The following is a 16,236-nucleotide window of genomic DNA, read 5'->3' as shown; positions in this document are numbered from 1 at the left end:
CGCCAGCCAAGCCGGAACGCGTCAGCCTAACCGGACGACTCGGAGGTTTTCCCCTATTTGTTTAACACCACCTAAATTACCTATATAATTATAATTTTTTTATCTACCATGCGCCGTATGGGGTCTCTTTGGGAGCCAGCAGCCTATAGAAGAAAGCCCGCGGCCTGGTTGAGAAAAACGATTTCTCCAGCCAAACGCTAGCAGCTCAACAGCGCTAGCTTTCTTCTGCTTTTGCGAACCCAACTGATTCACGAAAAAACTGCGGCGATACGGCCGTATTTTTCTTGAAGAAGCGGCTGAAATAGTATTCATCCCCGAAGCCCAGCGCGAAGGCGATGGCCTTGACGGATTGACTGGTTAGGTACAGTTCGCGCTTGGCCTCCATAATGATTCGCTCCGTGATGAGTTGGCTGAGCGTCTTCTGATAATGGGACTTGACTAGGCGCGTTAGGCTTCGGGCGGGAACTCGTAACAGGTCGGCATACGCCCCGGCCGTGTGCAGGTGGCGGTAGTGCGTATTAATGGCATCTTGAAGTTGCTGCAGGAGCCAGGGCTCCCGGCCAGACGGGTTCTGCTCGGTGCCTAACGCGGGCTGTGCCGTACGAATACGGATAGCTTTCAGCAAAAAGAGCTTCAGATATAATACGATGGACTCTTGTTGTGCTACCTCTTGACGCCGTACTTCCTCTTGCATCACAGCTGCCAGGGCGGCAAATTCACGCACCGCCTCTGTTGTAACCGGGAAGAAGGGCGGCTCAAAAATTGTGTTGAACAAGATGCCATTGCTAGCTACCTCCTGCTGATGCCGGTAGATGCAGAAAAAGTCGGCATGAAAATCCAGGACCAGGCCCGCTACAGCGGTGCTGGCTTGGATAGTGTAAGGTTGGTAAGGGCCAAAACAACACAGCGTACTGCCAGCAAACAGGTAGGTGGCAAAGTTGGCGCGTAGCTCGCCGCTGCCCTGCGTAAGCAGAATGAGGGAGTAATAATTATTGCGTTGTAAGTAATTAAACGGGGTGTCGTCGCTAAAGGAGTAGCTTCGAAACGCTAGTTCACCCGTGTGCGGATGAGTTAGCAGGAGACAGTCAATCGCCATCGCGTGAGAGGAATAGCAGCTAGCCAACTGGACGAACTGCCCGCCAGCCCCTAAAGCGACCTATGCCCAGGCATAGGTCGCTTTAGGGGCTGGTAATTATTTGGCAGCCAAGATAGCTACTTGTTCAATGACAGGCGGCACGGCCAGCAAGTCGGCCGCATGGGCCATCAACGCAGCGGCAATAGGGCCGTTAAGATGCGCCTGCCGGCCTGCTTCATCCGGAAAGGTATCAAAGATACCGAAGGTGGCCGGCGCCAGCTGAATAGCATACCAGGTTATGGTAGCCGGCTCTTGCTGAGCCAGGGGCAGAGCGCCCGTCAAAAAATCGAGTACTGCCTGCTCTTTACCGGGCTTCGCTTCGAGCCGGACCAGCAATCCTACATTCTTCATGGCAGTGGGGGTTAGGTGAATTGATATAACAAAGGTGCTGCCTCTCTGAAAGGATTAACATGGACGGACGCAACTAGTGGCTGGACAAAAAGACCATGGCCGCTTCAAGGGGTTCTTTTGCCAAAAGGGCGGATTTACACGCTAAGCCCGGTTATCAAAGAAGGTTATAGTACTGCCTGAGAAAGACTGATGCTACGCTGTAGAGCGGGTGCGTGATGCCTATCAACAAGGAACTCCTTTTTGATAACCTCCGATGCCCGCCAACCCGACCGACCAGCCCACCCGCGTGGCGCTCTATGCCCGCGTCTCCACCCTCGACAAAGGGCAGGCCCCGGAAACGCAGCTGCGGCCGCTGCGCGAGTACGCCCAGCGCCGCGGCTTTGCCGTTGTCGATGAATACGTGGACTAGGCCTCGGGTACCAGCGAGGAATGAACTCAGTACAAACGGATGATGGCGGCGGCCAAGAACCGGTAGCTCGACGCGGTGCTGGTCCGGCGCTACGACCGCTTTGCCCGCTCGACCCAGGCGCTGGTCAACGCGCCGAAGGAATTCCAGAGCCTAGGGGTGGACTTCGTCTCCTACCAGGAAAACATCGACACGACCACGCCCATGGGCGAGTTGGTGTTCCACGTCATGGCCTCGCTGGCCCTGTTTGAGCGCGCGCTCATCAGCCAGCGCGTGCGCGCCGGCATGGCCCGGGCCAAAGCCCAGGGCAAGCATGTGGCCCGTCCGCCACTGGCCCAGTCTTAGCAGGAGGCCATTGCGCAGCTTCTGCACAATGGCTTATCTATGAATCAAGTCATCAAGCAGTTAGACCTGGCCTATGGCACCGTCTACAATTACGCCCAGAAGCTAAAAAGTGCTTAGCGTGTAAATCCGCCCTTTGGGAAGAAGAACCCCTTATCGAAGAATTTTTTCACGCTTATCAAAACGAAACGCTTGCTGGAAAAGGAATAGCGGACTCCAACATAGAGTTTGAATCCAAAGTCTTCATCGAGCTGGTTTCGTATGAAGTTGATTTGCCGTACACCAACCAAACCGGAGCAGAACGGATCTCTTTTTACCTATTGGATAAATATTATGAATTGCGGAAACTGAACGGCCGTCCTCCCCACCTCAACATGCCGACCGCAGCTGATTTTGCTCTGCCTGCATTCCGCCGGGTTTACGCTGAATCCCTGCAAGATTTTGTGCGTTTCTGGCGCGCCCAGCCCATTAACAACCCCACGTATACGGCCGAACCTAACGGATTCGGTCCCGTTGCCATAATTAGCTTGCTGCGCAAGCTGCAGACGCCATGACGAAGGGGTGGTGGGTTCTATCCGTACTGGTATCGTGCGCATGCTCGCACCCTCAAGATCACCAGATTCCGGAAACTGGTGCGGGCCAAGTGCGGTACCCCACCCAAGTAATCAGCTACGCGGCGCAACAGCCAGAACATGGTTGTGGTGCTTGGGAGTGGGAAATCACGACCGCTTTATGCTCTGTCCTGGGGGAGGCGCGGGGGCGACAGTTTAGGTCGGAAAACGCCTCGTTGGTTGTGTCCGTAGCCCTGGTCCGGTTGCCGGGCCATTCACGTGTCGGCATACCTAAATCGGTGGCCGTGGTTCGCGCGGCGCTGCTCACCGCGAGCCAGCAACGGTTACTTGAGCAAGCTGTGTTGCGGCAAATTTCACAGCAGGGGTATGAATTGGCGCTGACGAGCGATCCCGTTATACCTACTGTTGGGGTGACGGTGTTGTATACCTCAAACCGGTACAAAGACTGCCCCCCGTGTCGGCATACCCGCACCGACCAACCCTGACCATTCGCAGCGTAGAGAACCCCTGGGGCCGTGCAACCTGTTTGTATGGCCCCAGCGGCTTATTGCAAGAGTACCCGTTGTGTGTAAGATCCCCGGGTGGTCGTGAAAAAAACCGTATACATACCCCGCGGCAATTCGCGCACCACGGTTGCGTTGCCAGTAGGCGATTGATCCACAACCACCTGCCCCGAAGCATTGTGCATCACGACGCGTCGCAGCGTGGTGCCAGGTGGTAAGGCAAACTCCAATACGTCGGTGGCTGGGTTAGGAAATACGTTTATGCCTACGGACGAGGCCTGAGCCGTGGCACTGGTCACAATCGGACTATATTCCCACCACGCGCTCACGGCAGCGTTGGTGTTGTCCGCGCCCAGCCCAACGTATGCCTTGTTGCCGACTACGGCCGCCACGCCCGCGTTGGAGGCCGGTCCGCCGTACGCCGCCCGCTGGGTCCACGCATCGGTGGTGGGGTTATACTCCCACAGGTCGCGGAACACAGCCGAGCCGTTGTAGCCGGTGGCAAAGTAGCCGAACGGTCCGATGGCAAAGCCCACCGCAGCCGAGCGGCCGCCACCGGGGAAATCCGCCCGGCGCGTCCACGTGTTGGTGCCGGGGGTGTAGCGCCACAGGTCAAAGAAATAGCCGGTAGCCGCGCCCAGGCCCACGTACCCCTCGCCGTTGAGGGCAAACGCGGACGGGTACGAGCGCGCCGCGCCGCCGAAATTGGCTTTTTGGGTCCACGTGTCCGTGAGCGGGTTGAACTCCCAGCAGTCGCGGTAGTTGAACGAGCCGTCGGTGCCGCCCGTGATGTAGGCGCGGTTGTTCACCACGAACGTGGCGGCTTCGTAGCGGCCCGCCGCGAGCGGGAAGTTGGAAAACTGCACCCACGTATTGGACGCCGCGTCGTAGGCGTACAACACGGCGCTGGCAGCGCCGTTGGCCAACTGGCCCAGGCCCAGGAATCCGACATTGCCGATGCTGAAGCCCGACGCGCTGACGCGCGCCGCCCCGCCGTAGGCCGCCTTTTGCGTCCACGTGTCGGACTGCGGGTTGTACTGCCAAAAATCCCGGTAGTAGGAGGTGCCCAGCACACCCGTGCCCACGTAGACGCTGCCACCAATCGTAAACGCCGTGGCCACTTTGCGCCCGCCGCCGGCGTAGGGGGCCTTGGCCACCCAGGTGTTTTGCGCGACGGCCGTGGCTGCCAGCAGAGCAGCAGTTACAAAAAGGCCGAACCGCTTGGTCGGTCGCGAGGGCAGGTAGTGGTGGCGCATAGACAAGGGTTTGGATCGTTCAGAAATAGGTTAAATGCCCAAGCTGTCCAATTCAGCCGGCGTGACGCTGGGGGGCATGATGCCGCGTCGCAGTTTGCTCCGCACCAACGCGGCAGTGCGCCGTGCGGCTTCCGCTGTGCGAAAGCCCTGTGTTCCGGCGCGGCCGGGCACATGGGGTTGCTCAATGAGCGGGCGGCCGTTGGCTGCGATAACGTAGCCGTACGTCCCATCCGGGTTCGGCTGCACCGCGACGCTGAACTTCTGCACGGGTTGGACGGGCTGCTCCACCGTCGGTTCTGACGGCGAAGAGCAACCGTGTATGAATGCCAGGCCGAGGCCCAGCAGGATACGGAACGCAGAAGAAGACATGGTTAGCGAAGCTAGCGTTTCTCCGACGATTTACAAGATTCGTTTGGGATGATTGGATGATGCGAAGGTCGAGCCGCCTACCCTTCTTACCGGTGGAGCACAAGTGAATGCGTGGGCGCGGCTTCGCGCGCAGCGACTCATCCGTTCGGATCGGCATGCGGACGGTTGTTCGGCCTGCACAGTCGGATAACAGGTGTCTCACAAAACGCACGTTTTAGAAGCACGGCCGCGCCTGCGGCAAACGGCACATGTAGGTGTGGGAGAATTTGTCTCATCAGTTGTTCTCACGAATCAACGACTCGCTATCTTCGCCGGCACTGACTTTGTGAGAAATTGCCCATGGTGTTTGGTTACGCCCGCGTGAGTACCCCCGACCAGCAGTTGCACCTGCAGACCGACGCCCTGCAGGCCTACGGCTGCGCCGAAGTGGTGCAAGAAAAAGTATCGGCCGGCAAGGAGCGGCCGGCCCTGCAGCGCCTGCTCACGCAGCTGCGCCCCGGCGACACGCTTGTGGTTTGGAAGCTGGACCGGCTGGGCCGCTCGCTTAAAGACCTGGTCACGCTGGTGACGGGCTTCCAAAAGCAGGGCGTGCAATTTGTCAGCCTGCAGGACCACCTGGATACCACGACCGCCCAGGGCCGGCTCATGTTCAACCTATTCGCCTCCCTGGCCGAGTTCGAGCGCGACCTCATCCGCGAACGGACCCACGCCGGGCTGACCGCGGCCCGCGCCCGCGGCCGCCAAGGGGGGCGGCCCAAAGGCTTGTCGAAAGAAGCGCTGTCCAAAGCGCAAGCTGCCAAAACCCTCTACCTGCAGCGGGACAAAACCGTGGCCGAAATTGGTCAGCTGCTGTCCGTGGGCCGGGCCACCGTGTACCGCTACCTCGCGCTCCTGGGCGTACCGACGGGCAACGCCGCACCGCCGGCTTCCCCCTCCACCTAAGGAGTGCCCTCGGTACGCGTTTCTAGTTGGTCCCTTGTCATTCGCCCCATGCCCGTCGAGTTCCTCAGCGATGAGCAAGCCGCCCGCTTCGGTTGCTACCACGCCGACCCCAGCCCCGAGCAGCTGGCCCACTACTTTTACCTGAGCGCGGCGGACGTGTCCTTTCTGGCCACGCGCCGGCGGCCCGCCAACAAGCTGGGCTGCGGCGTGCAGCTGTGTACCCTGCGTTTTCTCGGCACGTTTCTGCTCGATCCACTGCAGGTGCCCGCTATCGTGGTTCACACGGTGGCGAACCAACTGGGTGTGCCGGCGGATGAACTGGCCGCGTACCGGACACGGCCGAACACGTGGTACGATCACCAGGCGCACATTGTAGCCCACCTGGGGTACACGCCGTTCGACGCGCGGCAGGGGTTTCGGCTCACGCGTTGGCTCTATGCCCAGGTGCTGACCAGCACCGTGCGGCCCAGCGTGCTGTTTGACCTGACCACCGCGCACCTGGTGGCGCAGCGGGTGGTATTGCCCGGCGTCTCGTTGCTGGCCCGCCTGATTGCGCGGGTGCGCGAACGCACCGGCCGCCTGCTCTACCGCCAACTGGCGACGCGCCTGACGCCGGCCCAGCAAACCGCCCTGGATACGCTGCTGACCGTACCGCTGGGCGAGCGGCGCACGCACCTGGAGCGGCTGCGTACGCCCCCTACCCGGGTGTCCGCGCCCGCCCTGGTGGCCGCCCTGCGCCGGGTAGACGAGATCCGCGCGCTCGGGGTGAGCGGCGTGCCGGTGGCGGATTTACCCGAAGCACAGCTGGTGCGCCTGGCCCGCTACGGCCAGGTCGCCTGGGCCCAAACACTGCTGCGCATGGGTGCCGAGCGGCGGCTGGCCACGCTGCTGACGAGCGTGCAGGCCCTGGAGCGCACGGCCACCGACGACGTGCTGGACCTCTTCGACAGCCTGCTGACCACGTTGGCGTTGCGGGGCGAAACCAAACGGCGCCAACAGCGGCTACGCTCGCTCAAAGACTTGGACCAGGCCGCGTTGCTGCTGCAGCGTGCCGTTCAGGTGCTGCTGGACGACACCGTGCCCACGGACCAGGTGCGCCACCAGGTCCTCACCCAATTCGGGAAAGAGCCCCTGCGGGCGGCGGCGGCCACCGTCGAAACGCTGGCCAGCCCCGAGGCAGACCCGTTGGCCGGCGCCTTGGCCAGCAGCTACGCGACGGTGCGGCGGTTTCTTCCCGCGTTATTGAGGGGTTTGGTGGTGGAGGGGACGCCGGCGGCCCAACCGCTGGTGGAAGCTTGGGCCTTTCTGCAGCGGCAGGAGGTCGGCGGACGGGGCCGCCCGAAATGGACGGCGGCGCCCCGCACCTTCGTGCCGCCCAGCTGGCGGCGACGGGTGTTCCCAACTCCCGGACAGGTCGACGTCCAGGCCTACACCGTGTGCGTGGTGGAGCGGCTGCACCACGCCTTGCGGCGCCGCGACGTGTTTGTGCCCGCCAGCGAACGGTACGGCGATCCGCGGGCGGAACTGCTGCGCGGGGCGGCGTGGGAAGCCGCGCGCGACTCCGTGGCCCGCGCCCTGGAGCGGTCGTTGGACCCCGCCGTTGAACTGGCCCGCTTGCAGCAGCAGCTACAAGCGGCGTATACCGAGGTTGGCGAGCATCTGGACCGCAACACGGCCCTGCAGCTGGTGCAGCAGGACGGCCAGATGACCGTGCTGCTGAGCCCCGTGCCGGCCCAACCCGAGTCCGAGCAGCTGGACGACCTGCGGGCGCACCTCACCGCCTGCTTGCCCCAGGTCGACGTGGCGGCGTTGCTGCTGGAAGTCGACGCCTTCACCGGCTTTGCCAGCGCCTTCACGCACGTGGCCGACGGGCAGCCGGCCACGGCCGATCTGCCGCTGAGCGTGTGCGCCGTGCTGCTGGCCCAGGCGTGCAACGTAGGCCTGAAAACCGTTGCCCGGGCGGACGTGCCGGCCCTGACGCCGGCGCGCTTGCTGTGGGTGCAACAGCACTACCTGCGGGCCGAAACCCTGACCGCCGCCAACGCCCGTTTGGTGGATGCGCAGGCTGGGCTGCCCTTGGCCCAGGCCTGGGGCGGTGGGGAGGTGGCCTCGGCCGACGGCCTGCGCTTCGTGGTGCCCGTGCGCACGGTGCACGCGGGCTGGAACCGCAAGTACTTTCCGGGCCAGCGGGGCGTGACCTACTACAACTTCACCAGCGACCAGTTCACCGGCTTCCACGGCATCGTCGTGCCCGGCACGCTGCGCGACTCGCTCTTCATCCTCGCGGGGCTGCTGGAGCAGCAGACCAGCCTGGACCCGCGCGAAGTCATGGCCGACACGCATGGCTACAGCGACGTGGTGTTCGGTCTGTTTGCCCTGCTGGGCTACCGCTTCAGCCCGCGCTTGGCCGATCTGGCCGACCAGCGCTTCTGGCGCCTGCGCAAGGAAGACGACTACGGCCCGCTCAACGAGTTGGGGCGCCACGTGGTCAATGCCCGCCTGATCCATGACCACTGGGAGGACATGCTGCGGCTGGCCGGCTCGCTCAAGCTGGGCAAGGTCAAGGCAACGGCCGTCATGCGCACGCTGCAACGGGCCGGCTCGCTCTCGGGGCTGGGCCGCGCCGTCGCCGAGTTTGGCCGGATCGAGAAAACCTTGTACTTGCTGGCCTACGTGCAGGACGAGGCGTACAGACGCCGCATCCTGGTGCAACTCAACCGGGGCGAAGGGCGGCACGCGGTGGCCCGGGCGGTGTTCCACGGCAAGAAAGGCGAACTGCGCCAGCGCTACCGGGAAGGCATGGAAGACCAGTTGGGGGCCTTGGGCCTGGTCGTCAACGCCCTGGTGTTATGGAACACCCGCTACTTGCAGCGGGCTCTGGAGCACTGGCAAGAAACGCACGGCGCGGTAGACGCGGCGGACGTCATCCGCCTCTCGCCCTTGCTGCACGAGCACGTGAACATGCTGGGCCGCTACGATTTTACGTTGCCCGAGCGCGTTGCCGCGGGCGAGTTCCGCCCGTTGCGCGACCCCGCCAGTTGGGAAGAACGACTGGCCGAATTTCCTTAGCGTTGTTTTCCGTTCCTACTCTAGTGGAACCCCAGGACCTGCGCAAACGCATCGACGACCAACTCGACAAGCTCGAAAGCACCCATTCGTTCGCCCGGGCTGTGTTCTATGGGCAAAACGGGCAGATTCCCTACGCCGGCAAGGAGGAGCAGCAGCTGGCTGATGCCTGCAAACGGCTGGTGCAAAACGTGATTGTGTGCTGGAATTGCCTCTACCTGAACCAGTACCTACTCCAGGCCCCGGCGACCGAGCGCCAGGCCCTGGCCGATGCCATCGCCGCTAGCTCGCCCGTGAGCTGGCAGCACATTAACCTGCACGGTGAGTTCGACTTTTCCGACGAAGCCCTCAAAGATTCGCTCCGCTTCGACGTAGAGGCGCTTTTTGCCTTCCAGTGGGAGCCCCCAACCGACCCGCTCGTTTAACCTTTGTACCAAACTTTTAACCAAGGCCACTTTTCGGTGATTGCCCGGGGTTACACGCGTCTAGTACTTATACAGACGTCGTTTAACTTTTGTACCAAACTTTTAACCAAGGCCAGAGTTTTTCTACTGCATGAGTTTCTATCTTTGGCCTTATTCCATCTTGCCTCAATTCAATTTATCCCAGGCCGTGCATTCCTACATCTCCTTCGACCCTGCGGCTGAGGTCAACGGGGACACGCTACAGGCGCTTTTGGAAGCCTTTCAGGTTCGGTACCACGCGCAGCACCTGCTGCGGCAGCACGGCCTGCCTGCTGCACCCAAAGTAGGCAATTGGTATCCCCTGCAAGCATGGCTGGACCTGTTGGCGGATGTAGAACACACCTACGGTGAGCAAACGGTGTATGCCGTTGGGTTGCACATCGTGACTTGCAGCCGGTGGCCGGCCGGGCTGACCTCCCTGAACGATGCGCTGAGCGCGCTGGACGAGGCGTGCCGCAGCAACGTGGAGGGCGAGAACATTGGGTATTATCGGGTGCAACAACTAGCTCCTGGCGATGTGCGGGTGCTCTGCCTGACCCCCACCCCCGTGGCGTTTGAGCATGGCCTGCTAACAGGCATGGCCCGCAAGTTCCGCCCCGAGCAAAGTCTGCGGATTCGCGTTGAAAAGGAAGCCACCCCGGCCAATTCGCCGCCGCTGCTCAAGTGGTTTCGCATCAAATGGTAGCTGAAACGTCTAGGCCGGGACGGGCTATGGCGGGCCTTAGCGCAGGCCGCAGATTTTCAGGAACAGCCCGCCGGGATTTTTGGTCGCCTTTACCTTGTCGGTTTTAAGCTGGTAGGTAAACTTGAAGAGTTGGTCCAGGTGCTTGGGGTCGCCCAGAATGGTGGCCACCAGCTGGGGCTGGGTAATGCCCAGCATTTCCAGGTGCTGGCGGGCCGCGTGCGCGCGGGCATCCTCGGCAGGCTGCTCGAAGGGAATGGGCAGCTGCTGGGGGTGCTGACGCGCGATGGTGAAGCGCACCGCGTCGTAGGCACGCCCCTTTTTGACCAGCTCGTAGTCAATCTTCAGGTCGGTGTGCTCGCTGACCTGACGCACGGCAATGTCGAGCACCCGGGCCTTGAGCTGGCTGATGTTCTGAAACAGTTCCGGCTCCTTGCCCTTGGGGTCCTTCAGGTGCAGCATCTGCTTGAATTCGTCCAGCGGGTAGGTGCGCGTGCTCGTCTTATCCTTCCACTGGCTCACGAGCTGGTAGATGCGCTTGGCGTACTTGCTGCTCAGCTTCAGGGCCGAGTGCAGCTGGTATGAGGTGAAGTTTTCCTTGAGGTTGAACAGGAAGGGCCGGATGGGCGCCGCCAGTTGAATCTGCAAACAGCCCTTGCCCTTAATGTACTCCACCCGCTGAAACATCCACAGCTGCTGGTAGGTGCGCTCGTTCTCTACCTCGAACATGCGCGAGCCCATGTCGGCCGTGGCCTCGCGCAGCTGCTGGTAGTTCCACTGCCGTCCGGTCAGGGCCTCCACGTCCTTGACGTAGATGGTGTACTCTTGGTCAGCCGTGTCGTCCCGTCGCAGCCGGGAGAGCAGGTAAAAGAAGATGTCGAGCTGGCAGGCCGTGTAGTCGTAGCGGGCCTGGGTGATGGCGTTGTGCTGGCGGACAACCGGGACCGGCGCGGGCTCCACAAGTACAACGGCGGTATCTTCAGGCTTCATAGACTAGGACATAAGGCGGCAGGAATAAGGCAAATGTAAGCTGCCGGCAGATAAAAAACCACAGTGGTAGTTGGACGTGGTTTTTGACTTATAAAACGTGGTCCGTAGACTTATAAAACGTGAGAGTTCACTTATAAAACGTGGTAATAAAAGGTATAAAAAGTGGTTTTTTGCTTATAAAAAGTGGTTTTATACCATTATATACTATTGATTATCAGGCACTTGTGAGCCCTACAAATAGACAAGGATTAACAAATAAACTCACAAAGGTTGTTGATGCACCCTGGGAAATAGCTTTTAAGGTGGTCATCCAAATCCCGGGCCAGAGACAAACAAAAAAACAACAAAAAAGGAGATGCACCAACCGACCGAAGTGATTGCACTTTTCTAAGCTAATGCAGAACATTAGCGCTTTAAAACCACGTTTCATAAGTGGCCTCAGTTTCGACCAGCTGTGGGCCTACCCCACACTTGCACCACTTTTTATAAGCCATTCCAGCTCTATAACCGGTCAGAGTAGCCGTTGCTAATTTTATACTAACTTCTTACTAACAATGAATTACCACGTTTTATAAGTCGGGCAGCCTGACACCGACGCAAACTAGCACGTTTTATAAGCGAAACCTCAACTCCCCAACCCCAGTAAACCCACGGTTTTGCCTTCAAAAAACCCATTCAGGCCTTCTGTCGCGGGGGTTAAACCGGATTTTTTCTTGATGTTACCTCTGCCCCGTGGGGCAAACTGCCGGCGCCGGTACCGGGAGCATGACTTATAAAATGTGAGAGATGAGAATTGCCGCCGGGCTTGTGTAAAGCTCAGCAACAGGCCATAGGTGCACTGCTTTTGTTGCACTAGGGTAAGCGGGTCAGCTGCCTGTTACTTGCGGAGGTGGTTATTTGGATTACGTACAAAAGCCTGGGCGCGCCAGCCGCCGGTGCTCAAACCGGTAGCAGACCCCTCACCACAACCCAACAATGCTGTTCATTGCCAAGTTAGGCCCATGCCTAAGTTCTGAGCAGCACGTTCCAGGCCCTTATGCAACGTTCCAACCAGACGAATAATTTGCACAATACAAGGATACTGCCGACCTTTGCCGCGCCTGGCGCGGCTGGATACCACCGTCTTGCCGCAAGTGCTTAGTACAATGAAGTTGCCACTCACTGCCACGAAGCGTCCCGCAACGTTGCCGGAGGCCCACGCGGCGCTGGATGAATTGACGCAGGAATTAAGCGAGCAGCGCCAGCTCACCCGCATCCTGGCGCAAAACCCCAACCCCATCTACCGGCTGCAGGTCGGGGCCCAGCTGCTGTACGCCAACCCTGCCGCCGAGCGCTTACAGCAGGAATTGGGGACCAGCAGCTCGCTGCTCCGCCCGGCCGTGCAGGCCTGGGTGGAGGAGTCCCTGCGCACGGACTGCGAGCTGCGCCGCGACTTTGCCGCGGCCGACCGTCACTTTTCCGTGTGCATCGTACCCGACGCGGCGGTTCAGCAGGTAACGCTGTACCTGACCGAAGTCACCGACCGGGTCCGGGCCGAAACCCAGCGCGCCCGCCAGCAGGCCTTCACCGAGCAGGTACTCGACGCGCTGCCCAGCCTGGTGTACGTGCGCGACGCGGCCGGCCGCTACGTGTACCGGAACCGGGCGGCGCAGGAGCTGGTCAATCTGCTGGCGGAGTCCACCCCCACCCCGGAAATTGCCGCCCGTCAGGCCGAGCAGCGGGCCGCGTACGCCGCCGTCGACGCCCAGGTTCTGGCCACCGGCCAGCAGCACGTAGTGGAGGAGGGCGTGGCCCTGCCCAGCGGGGAAAACCGCTGCCTGCAGACCGTGAAGCGTCCGCTAGCCTGGGAAAGCGGCTCGGTGCACGTGCTGGGGGTGAGCACCGACGTGACCGAGCTCCGGCAGGCCCGCGAAGCGGCCGAAGCCGCCGCTACGGCCCGGGCCAACTTTCTGGCCAACATGAGCCACGAAATCCGCACGCCACTCAACGGCGTGCTGGGCATCGCGGCACAACTGGCCAAGACCCCGCTCAACGCGCGCCAGCAGGAACTGCTGCAGATTGTGCTGGCCTCGGGCCGGCACCTGCTGGGCATCATCAACGACGTGCTGGACATGGCCAAGATTACCTCCGGCAAGCTGGAGCTGGCCCAGGACGCGTTCGACGTGTGCGAGATGCTGTTTCAAGCCGCCTCGCCGCTGCTGCAGCAGGCCCAGGAAAAGGGCATCACGGTGGTGGCCAACCGCCTGCAGGACTCCTGCCCCAACCCGCGGGTGGTGGGCGACTTGCAGCGCCTGAGCCAGGTGGTGCTCAACCTGCTCTCCAACGCCATCAAGTTCACGCCGGCGGGCGGGCAGATTACGGCCAGCGGCTACCAGGTGGGGGAAACCGAGGATACCCTTACCATCGAGTTCAGCTTCCGCGACACCGGCGTGGGCATTGCGCCCGATAAGCTGGAGCGCATTTTCGAAGACTTCACCCAGGCCTACGCCGACACGTCGCGGCAGTTCGGCGGCACGGGCCTGGGACTGAGCATCAGCCGGGCCCTGGTCCAGGAAATGGGCGGCGAACTTACCGTGGAAAGTACCCTGGGCGAAGGCAGCACTTTCGCCTTCACCATCACCCTGCCCCGGGCAACCGAGGCGGCTCCTGACCCGACCGGTTCCCCCGCGCCTCCCTCGTTTGCCGGCCTGCGCGGCCGCCGGCTGCTGCTGGTGGAAGACAACGAAATCAACCGCCTGGTGGCGGGCCTGCTGCTGGAGGAGTGGGGCATGGTGTATGACGAGGCTGAAGACGGGGCAGCGGGCGTGGCACGGGCTGCCGCCCACCCCTACGACGTGGTGCTGATGGACGTGCAGATGCCCGGCATGAGCGGGTTGGAGGCCACGGCGGCCATCCGGGCCCTGCCCGACCCGGCGCTCGCCGGCGTGCCCATCGTGGCTCTGACGGCCAACGCCTTCGAGGCGGACCGGCAGCAGTGCCTGGCCGCCGGCATGCAGGCCTGCGTGGCCAAGCCCTTCGACGAGGCGCTGCTTTACCAAACCCTGACCGAAGTGCTGGGCGTGAGCTAGCCTTCCTGCCGTTGCCGCTCTGAGCGCCCTCCCCTCCCCCACCGCCCAAAACGGGTAACAGCAGCCCCCGCAGCGGCTGCTGTTACCCGTTTTACAACCAGAAGCCCCTCCCCTATTTGGCGGGTGGCAGCTTTCCGGTTTTGCGCAGGTAAGCGTCGTAGTGCCGGTGGGCGGCTTCCAGGTAATTCTTGATGGTCGTGGGCGCGTCCGGACCCGGCGCGACCAGCAGCAGGCTCATCTTAATCTCCTGCACCACGGATTTAGCGATTTGGACCGTGTGCAGCGGTACTTCGGCCTCCGAGGCAGGCGCAGCTGCTGCGGCGGGCTTGCGTCCCCGTGTAGAGGCGCGTACGGGTGTAGCAGCCGGAATTATCGGAGCAGCGGCTGCTGGCGCTTGTGCTTCTACCGGCGCAGGCACTGGTGCAGGAGCTACTGCTGCAGCGGGTGCCGCGATGGGTTCTACCGGGACGGGCGCCGTGGTAGCCGTGCGGGTGGCCTCCCCTCCCATTCCGGCCCGGGCCTGCTGGCGGGCTTCTTCGGGCACTTCAATGCGGCGGCGCGGGGTGATTTGTGGTTTCTCGAAGCCCATTATTTTGCGGAGGTTGAAGCGGTGGATACAGAAGCGGCAGCCGTGGCGCGGCGGTCGGGCAGGCCCAGACGCTCGATGAGCTCCTCGCACACGCGGCGAATTTCGTCGCTGGTGTCCTTGGTGCCGCCGGCGTAGCGCGCCCAGGCCGGGTTGAGCAGGCTGTAAAGCGTCGAGGCCCGGGTGTAGGCCTTGCGGTGGCCCAGGTAGGAGTTGAAGCGCGAAAGGCCCAGCCCGTCGATGTAGTCGTCCATCTCCTTCTCCTCCCGCTGCCCCGCCACGCGCTTGGTGGGCAGGCCGTAGTACTGAAAGTCAATCTGCGCGTCGTCGGCGGCTTTCTTGATGGCTTCCAGGATGGTCATGAACTCGGCCGTAGATGCCCGGTCCAGGTAATCCGACACCAGGGGCACAATCACGGCGTCACAGGCCGTCAGGGCGTTGAACACGTCGTCGCCATCAGCGCGGCCCGGCACGTCGATGATAATCAGGTCGTAGGTGTGCTCGGGGTTGTCAATGAAGTCGAAAATGCGACTCAGCTGCCAGGGGTACACGTCGTAGGGGTACTGCGCGTCGGGGTTGGCTTCGCGCAACTTGGCGAAGTTGGCCGCGTCCACCTGCTCGCGGGTCTTGACGATGCTCTGCTGGTAGTCGCAGTCCAGGACGGCGATGCGCAGGCCGTACTCGGTGGCCAGCGGGGCGGCAAGTACGAGGGCCAGGGTGGATTTTCCGGAGCCCCCCTTCTGGGTGGCAAAGCTGATAACCTTGGACATAATTAGTACGGGGTTGAGGACGTGAGTAGCGGCCGGTCACGAGGGCCAGCGGGATGGTGAGCCAAAAGTAATAGAAAAGCAGAAACACAGAACCTCACTTTTGAGAAAAAGCAGAAATGTTGTTACGCAGTAAAACAGAATCACACTTCTGTTAATCCGTTATTAAGTATAAATACAAAACAACAGAAAAACAGAAAAGCAAAAGAACACAAAAGCAGATTAGCAGAAAGTTGGTTCTGCAGAATTGCACGACTGCAGAATAATCAATCTGCAAAACGTAGCACACGTTGCTATTTATTTACAACAACAGAAATACAGAAAAGCAGGATTGTAGAAAGCAAAAAAGCAAAGTCCCAGTTTAAGTAGGTGCGGTTTCAATAGAGCTGCAGAAAAGCAGAAAAACAGAAAAACAGAACCTCTACGACGCCAACACTGCCACAAAGTAGTAATTGGTATGCTTGTAGCAACAGAAATACAGAATTGCAGAACTACAAGTGGAGTGGTACCCATTAAAAAGCCTGACTGATTGGCTCTAGGTGAATGTATAGGAAGTCAGGGAGGTTCTGTCAAAGTGCCAAATCAGCACGCTAAGCCAGCCCAGCAGAACACTGACTTACATCCATTCGGGCAGCCAGCAGAGCACACGCGAAGGGGGCGGTAGGGAAAAAAGGACCAACTGCTAACACAGAGGTGCAAAGCTGCGTACTAGCTTCTCACTAACTTTTTGCTAACCA

13 protein-coding genes and 1 pseudogene are annotated in these 16,236 nt (G+C 61.0%); 7 read left to right on the top strand and 7 right to left on the bottom strand.

The genetic code is table 11. The features are described 5' to 3' along the window. Positions 1-214 precede the first annotated feature (214 nt). Together ABD903_RS18460 and ABD903_RS18455 are read right to left on the bottom strand one after the other, a co-directional pair. A complete protein-coding gene (locus ABD903_RS18460) occupies positions 215-1,096 on the bottom strand; it encodes a helix-turn-helix domain-containing protein (RefSeq protein ID WP_277236301.1) in 882 nt (293 codons plus the stop codon). Between the two features lie 96 nt (positions 1,097-1,192). Next, positions 1,193-1,486: a putative quinol monooxygenase gene (locus tag ABD903_RS18455; protein ID WP_019949546.1), complete on the bottom strand. Its 294-nt coding sequence runs from the start codon at positions 1,484-1,486 to the stop codon at positions 1,193-1,195. Positions 1,487-1,739: 253 nt separating this feature from the next. Between ABD903_RS18455 and ABD903_RS18450 the strand changes: the two are divergent. Next, positions 1,740-2,237: pseudogene (locus tag ABD903_RS18450) on the top strand (recombinase family protein). A gap of 269 nt (positions 2,238-2,506) precedes the next feature. Beyond that, entirely contained in the window at positions 2,507-2,788 is a 282-nt protein-coding gene (locus ABD903_RS18445) for a hypothetical protein (RefSeq protein WP_345226785.1), read from the top strand. Positions 2,789-3,350: 562 nt separating this feature from the next. On the opposite strand, the gene ABD903_RS18440 is transcribed toward ABD903_RS18445, so the two are convergent. Both ABD903_RS18440 and ABD903_RS18435 read right to left on the bottom strand, forming a co-directional pair. Then, positions 3,351-4,565, bottom strand: a complete 1,215-nt coding sequence (locus tag ABD903_RS18440; RefSeq protein ID WP_345226783.1) for a T9SS type A sorting domain-containing protein — start codon at positions 4,563-4,565, stop codon at positions 3,351-3,353. A gap of 30 nt (positions 4,566-4,595) precedes the next feature. After that, positions 4,596-4,934, bottom strand: coding sequence for a DUF4907 domain-containing protein (locus ABD903_RS18435; protein ID WP_345226781.1), 339 nt, complete (start codon positions 4,932-4,934; stop codon positions 4,596-4,598). 339 nt (positions 4,935-5,273) lie between these two features. Here ABD903_RS18435 and ABD903_RS18430 point away from each other — a divergent pair, with 339 nt between their 5' ends. The 4 genes from ABD903_RS18430 (at position 5,274) to ABD903_RS18415 (ending at position 10,091) form a co-directional block, all read left to right on the top strand. Next, on the top strand, positions 5,274-5,876 hold the full coding sequence (locus ABD903_RS18430; RefSeq protein WP_345226779.1) for a recombinase family protein: 603 nt from the start codon (positions 5,274-5,276) through the stop codon (positions 5,874-5,876). Positions 5,877-5,924: 48 nt separating this feature from the next. Continuing rightward, a complete protein-coding gene (locus ABD903_RS18425) occupies positions 5,925-8,945 on the top strand; it encodes a Tn3 family transposase (RefSeq protein ID WP_345226778.1) in 3,021 nt (1,006 codons plus the stop codon). A gap of 23 nt (positions 8,946-8,968) precedes the next feature. Continuing rightward, the gene (locus tag ABD903_RS18420) at positions 8,969-9,367 is read left to right on the top strand and encodes a Tn3 family transposase (RefSeq protein WP_345226777.1); all 399 of its coding nucleotides are present in this window, start codon (positions 8,969-8,971) and stop codon (positions 9,365-9,367) included. Positions 9,368-9,554: 187 nt separating this feature from the next. Then, on the top strand, positions 9,555-10,091 hold the full coding sequence (locus tag ABD903_RS18415; protein WP_345226776.1) for a hypothetical protein: 537 nt from the start codon (positions 9,555-9,557) through the stop codon (positions 10,089-10,091). Between the two features lie 36 nt (positions 10,092-10,127). Here the strand turns inward: ABD903_RS18415 and ABD903_RS18410 are convergent, their stop codons facing one another. Beyond that, positions 10,128-11,078, bottom strand: coding sequence for a replication initiation protein (locus tag ABD903_RS18410; RefSeq protein WP_345226775.1), 951 nt, complete (start codon positions 11,076-11,078; stop codon positions 10,128-10,130). 1,145 nt (positions 11,079-12,223) lie between these two features. Here ABD903_RS18410 and ABD903_RS18405 point away from each other — a divergent pair. Continuing rightward, a complete protein-coding gene (locus tag ABD903_RS18405; protein WP_345226773.1) occupies positions 12,224-14,146 on the top strand; it encodes an ATP-binding protein in 1,923 nt (640 codons plus the stop codon). Between the two features lie 112 nt (positions 14,147-14,258). Here ABD903_RS18405 and ABD903_RS18400 read toward each other — a convergent pair whose 3' ends face one another. Together ABD903_RS18400 and ABD903_RS18395 are read right to left on the bottom strand one after the other, a co-directional pair. Further along, positions 14,259-14,735: a hypothetical protein gene (locus ABD903_RS18400; protein WP_345226772.1), complete on the bottom strand. Its 477-nt coding sequence runs from the start codon at positions 14,733-14,735 to the stop codon at positions 14,259-14,261. Next, positions 14,735-15,502: a ParA family protein gene (locus ABD903_RS18395; protein ID WP_345226771.1), complete on the bottom strand. Its 768-nt coding sequence runs from the start codon at positions 15,500-15,502 to the stop codon at positions 14,735-14,737. The genes ABD903_RS18400 and ABD903_RS18395 overlap by 1 nt, the downstream gene beginning before the upstream one ends. Between the last annotated feature and the right edge of the window lie 734 nt (positions 15,503-16,236).

The organism is Hymenobacter koreensis, from assembly GCF_039541855.1.
Lineage (GTDB): Bacteria > Bacteroidota > Bacteroidia > Cytophagales > Hymenobacteraceae > Solirubrum > Solirubrum koreensis.
This window is presented reverse-complemented; position numbering and strand designations above follow the sequence as displayed.

What these genes read in the sequence shown, in the direction of transcription:
- ABD903_RS18460 (WP_277236301.1), bottom strand. Translation starts at nt 1,096, where the DNA reads ATGGCGATTGACTGTCTCCTGCTAACTCATCCGCACACGGGTGAACTA.
- ABD903_RS18455 (WP_019949546.1), bottom strand. Translation starts at nt 1,486, where the DNA reads ATGAAGAATGTAGGATTGCTGGTCCGGCTCGAAGCGAAGCCCGGTAAA.
- ABD903_RS18440 (WP_345226783.1), bottom strand. Translation starts at nt 4,565, where the DNA reads ATGCGCCACCACTACCTGCCCTCGCGACCGACCAAGCGGTTCGGCCTT.
- ABD903_RS18435 (WP_345226781.1), bottom strand. Translation starts at nt 4,934, where the DNA reads ATGTCTTCTTCTGCGTTCCGTATCCTGCTGGGCCTCGGCCTGGCATTC.
- ABD903_RS18430 (WP_345226779.1), top strand. Translation starts at nt 5,274, where the DNA reads ATGGTGTTTGGTTACGCCCGCGTGAGTACCCCCGACCAGCAGTTGCAC.
- ABD903_RS18425 (WP_345226778.1), top strand. Translation starts at nt 5,925, where the DNA reads ATGCCCGTCGAGTTCCTCAGCGATGAGCAAGCCGCCCGCTTCGGTTGC.
- ABD903_RS18410 (WP_345226775.1), bottom strand. Translation starts at nt 11,078, where the DNA reads ATGAAGCCTGAAGATACCGCCGTTGTACTTGTGGAGCCCGCGCCGGTC.
- ABD903_RS18405 (WP_345226773.1), top strand. Translation starts at nt 12,224, where the DNA reads ATGAAGTTGCCACTCACTGCCACGAAGCGTCCCGCAACGTTGCCGGAG.
- ABD903_RS18400 (WP_345226772.1), bottom strand. Translation starts at nt 14,735, where the DNA reads ATGGGCTTCGAGAAACCACAAATCACCCCGCGCCGCCGCATTGAAGTG.
- ABD903_RS18395 (WP_345226771.1), bottom strand. Translation starts at nt 15,502, where the DNA reads ATGTCCAAGGTTATCAGCTTTGCCACCCAGAAGGGGGGCTCCGGAAAA.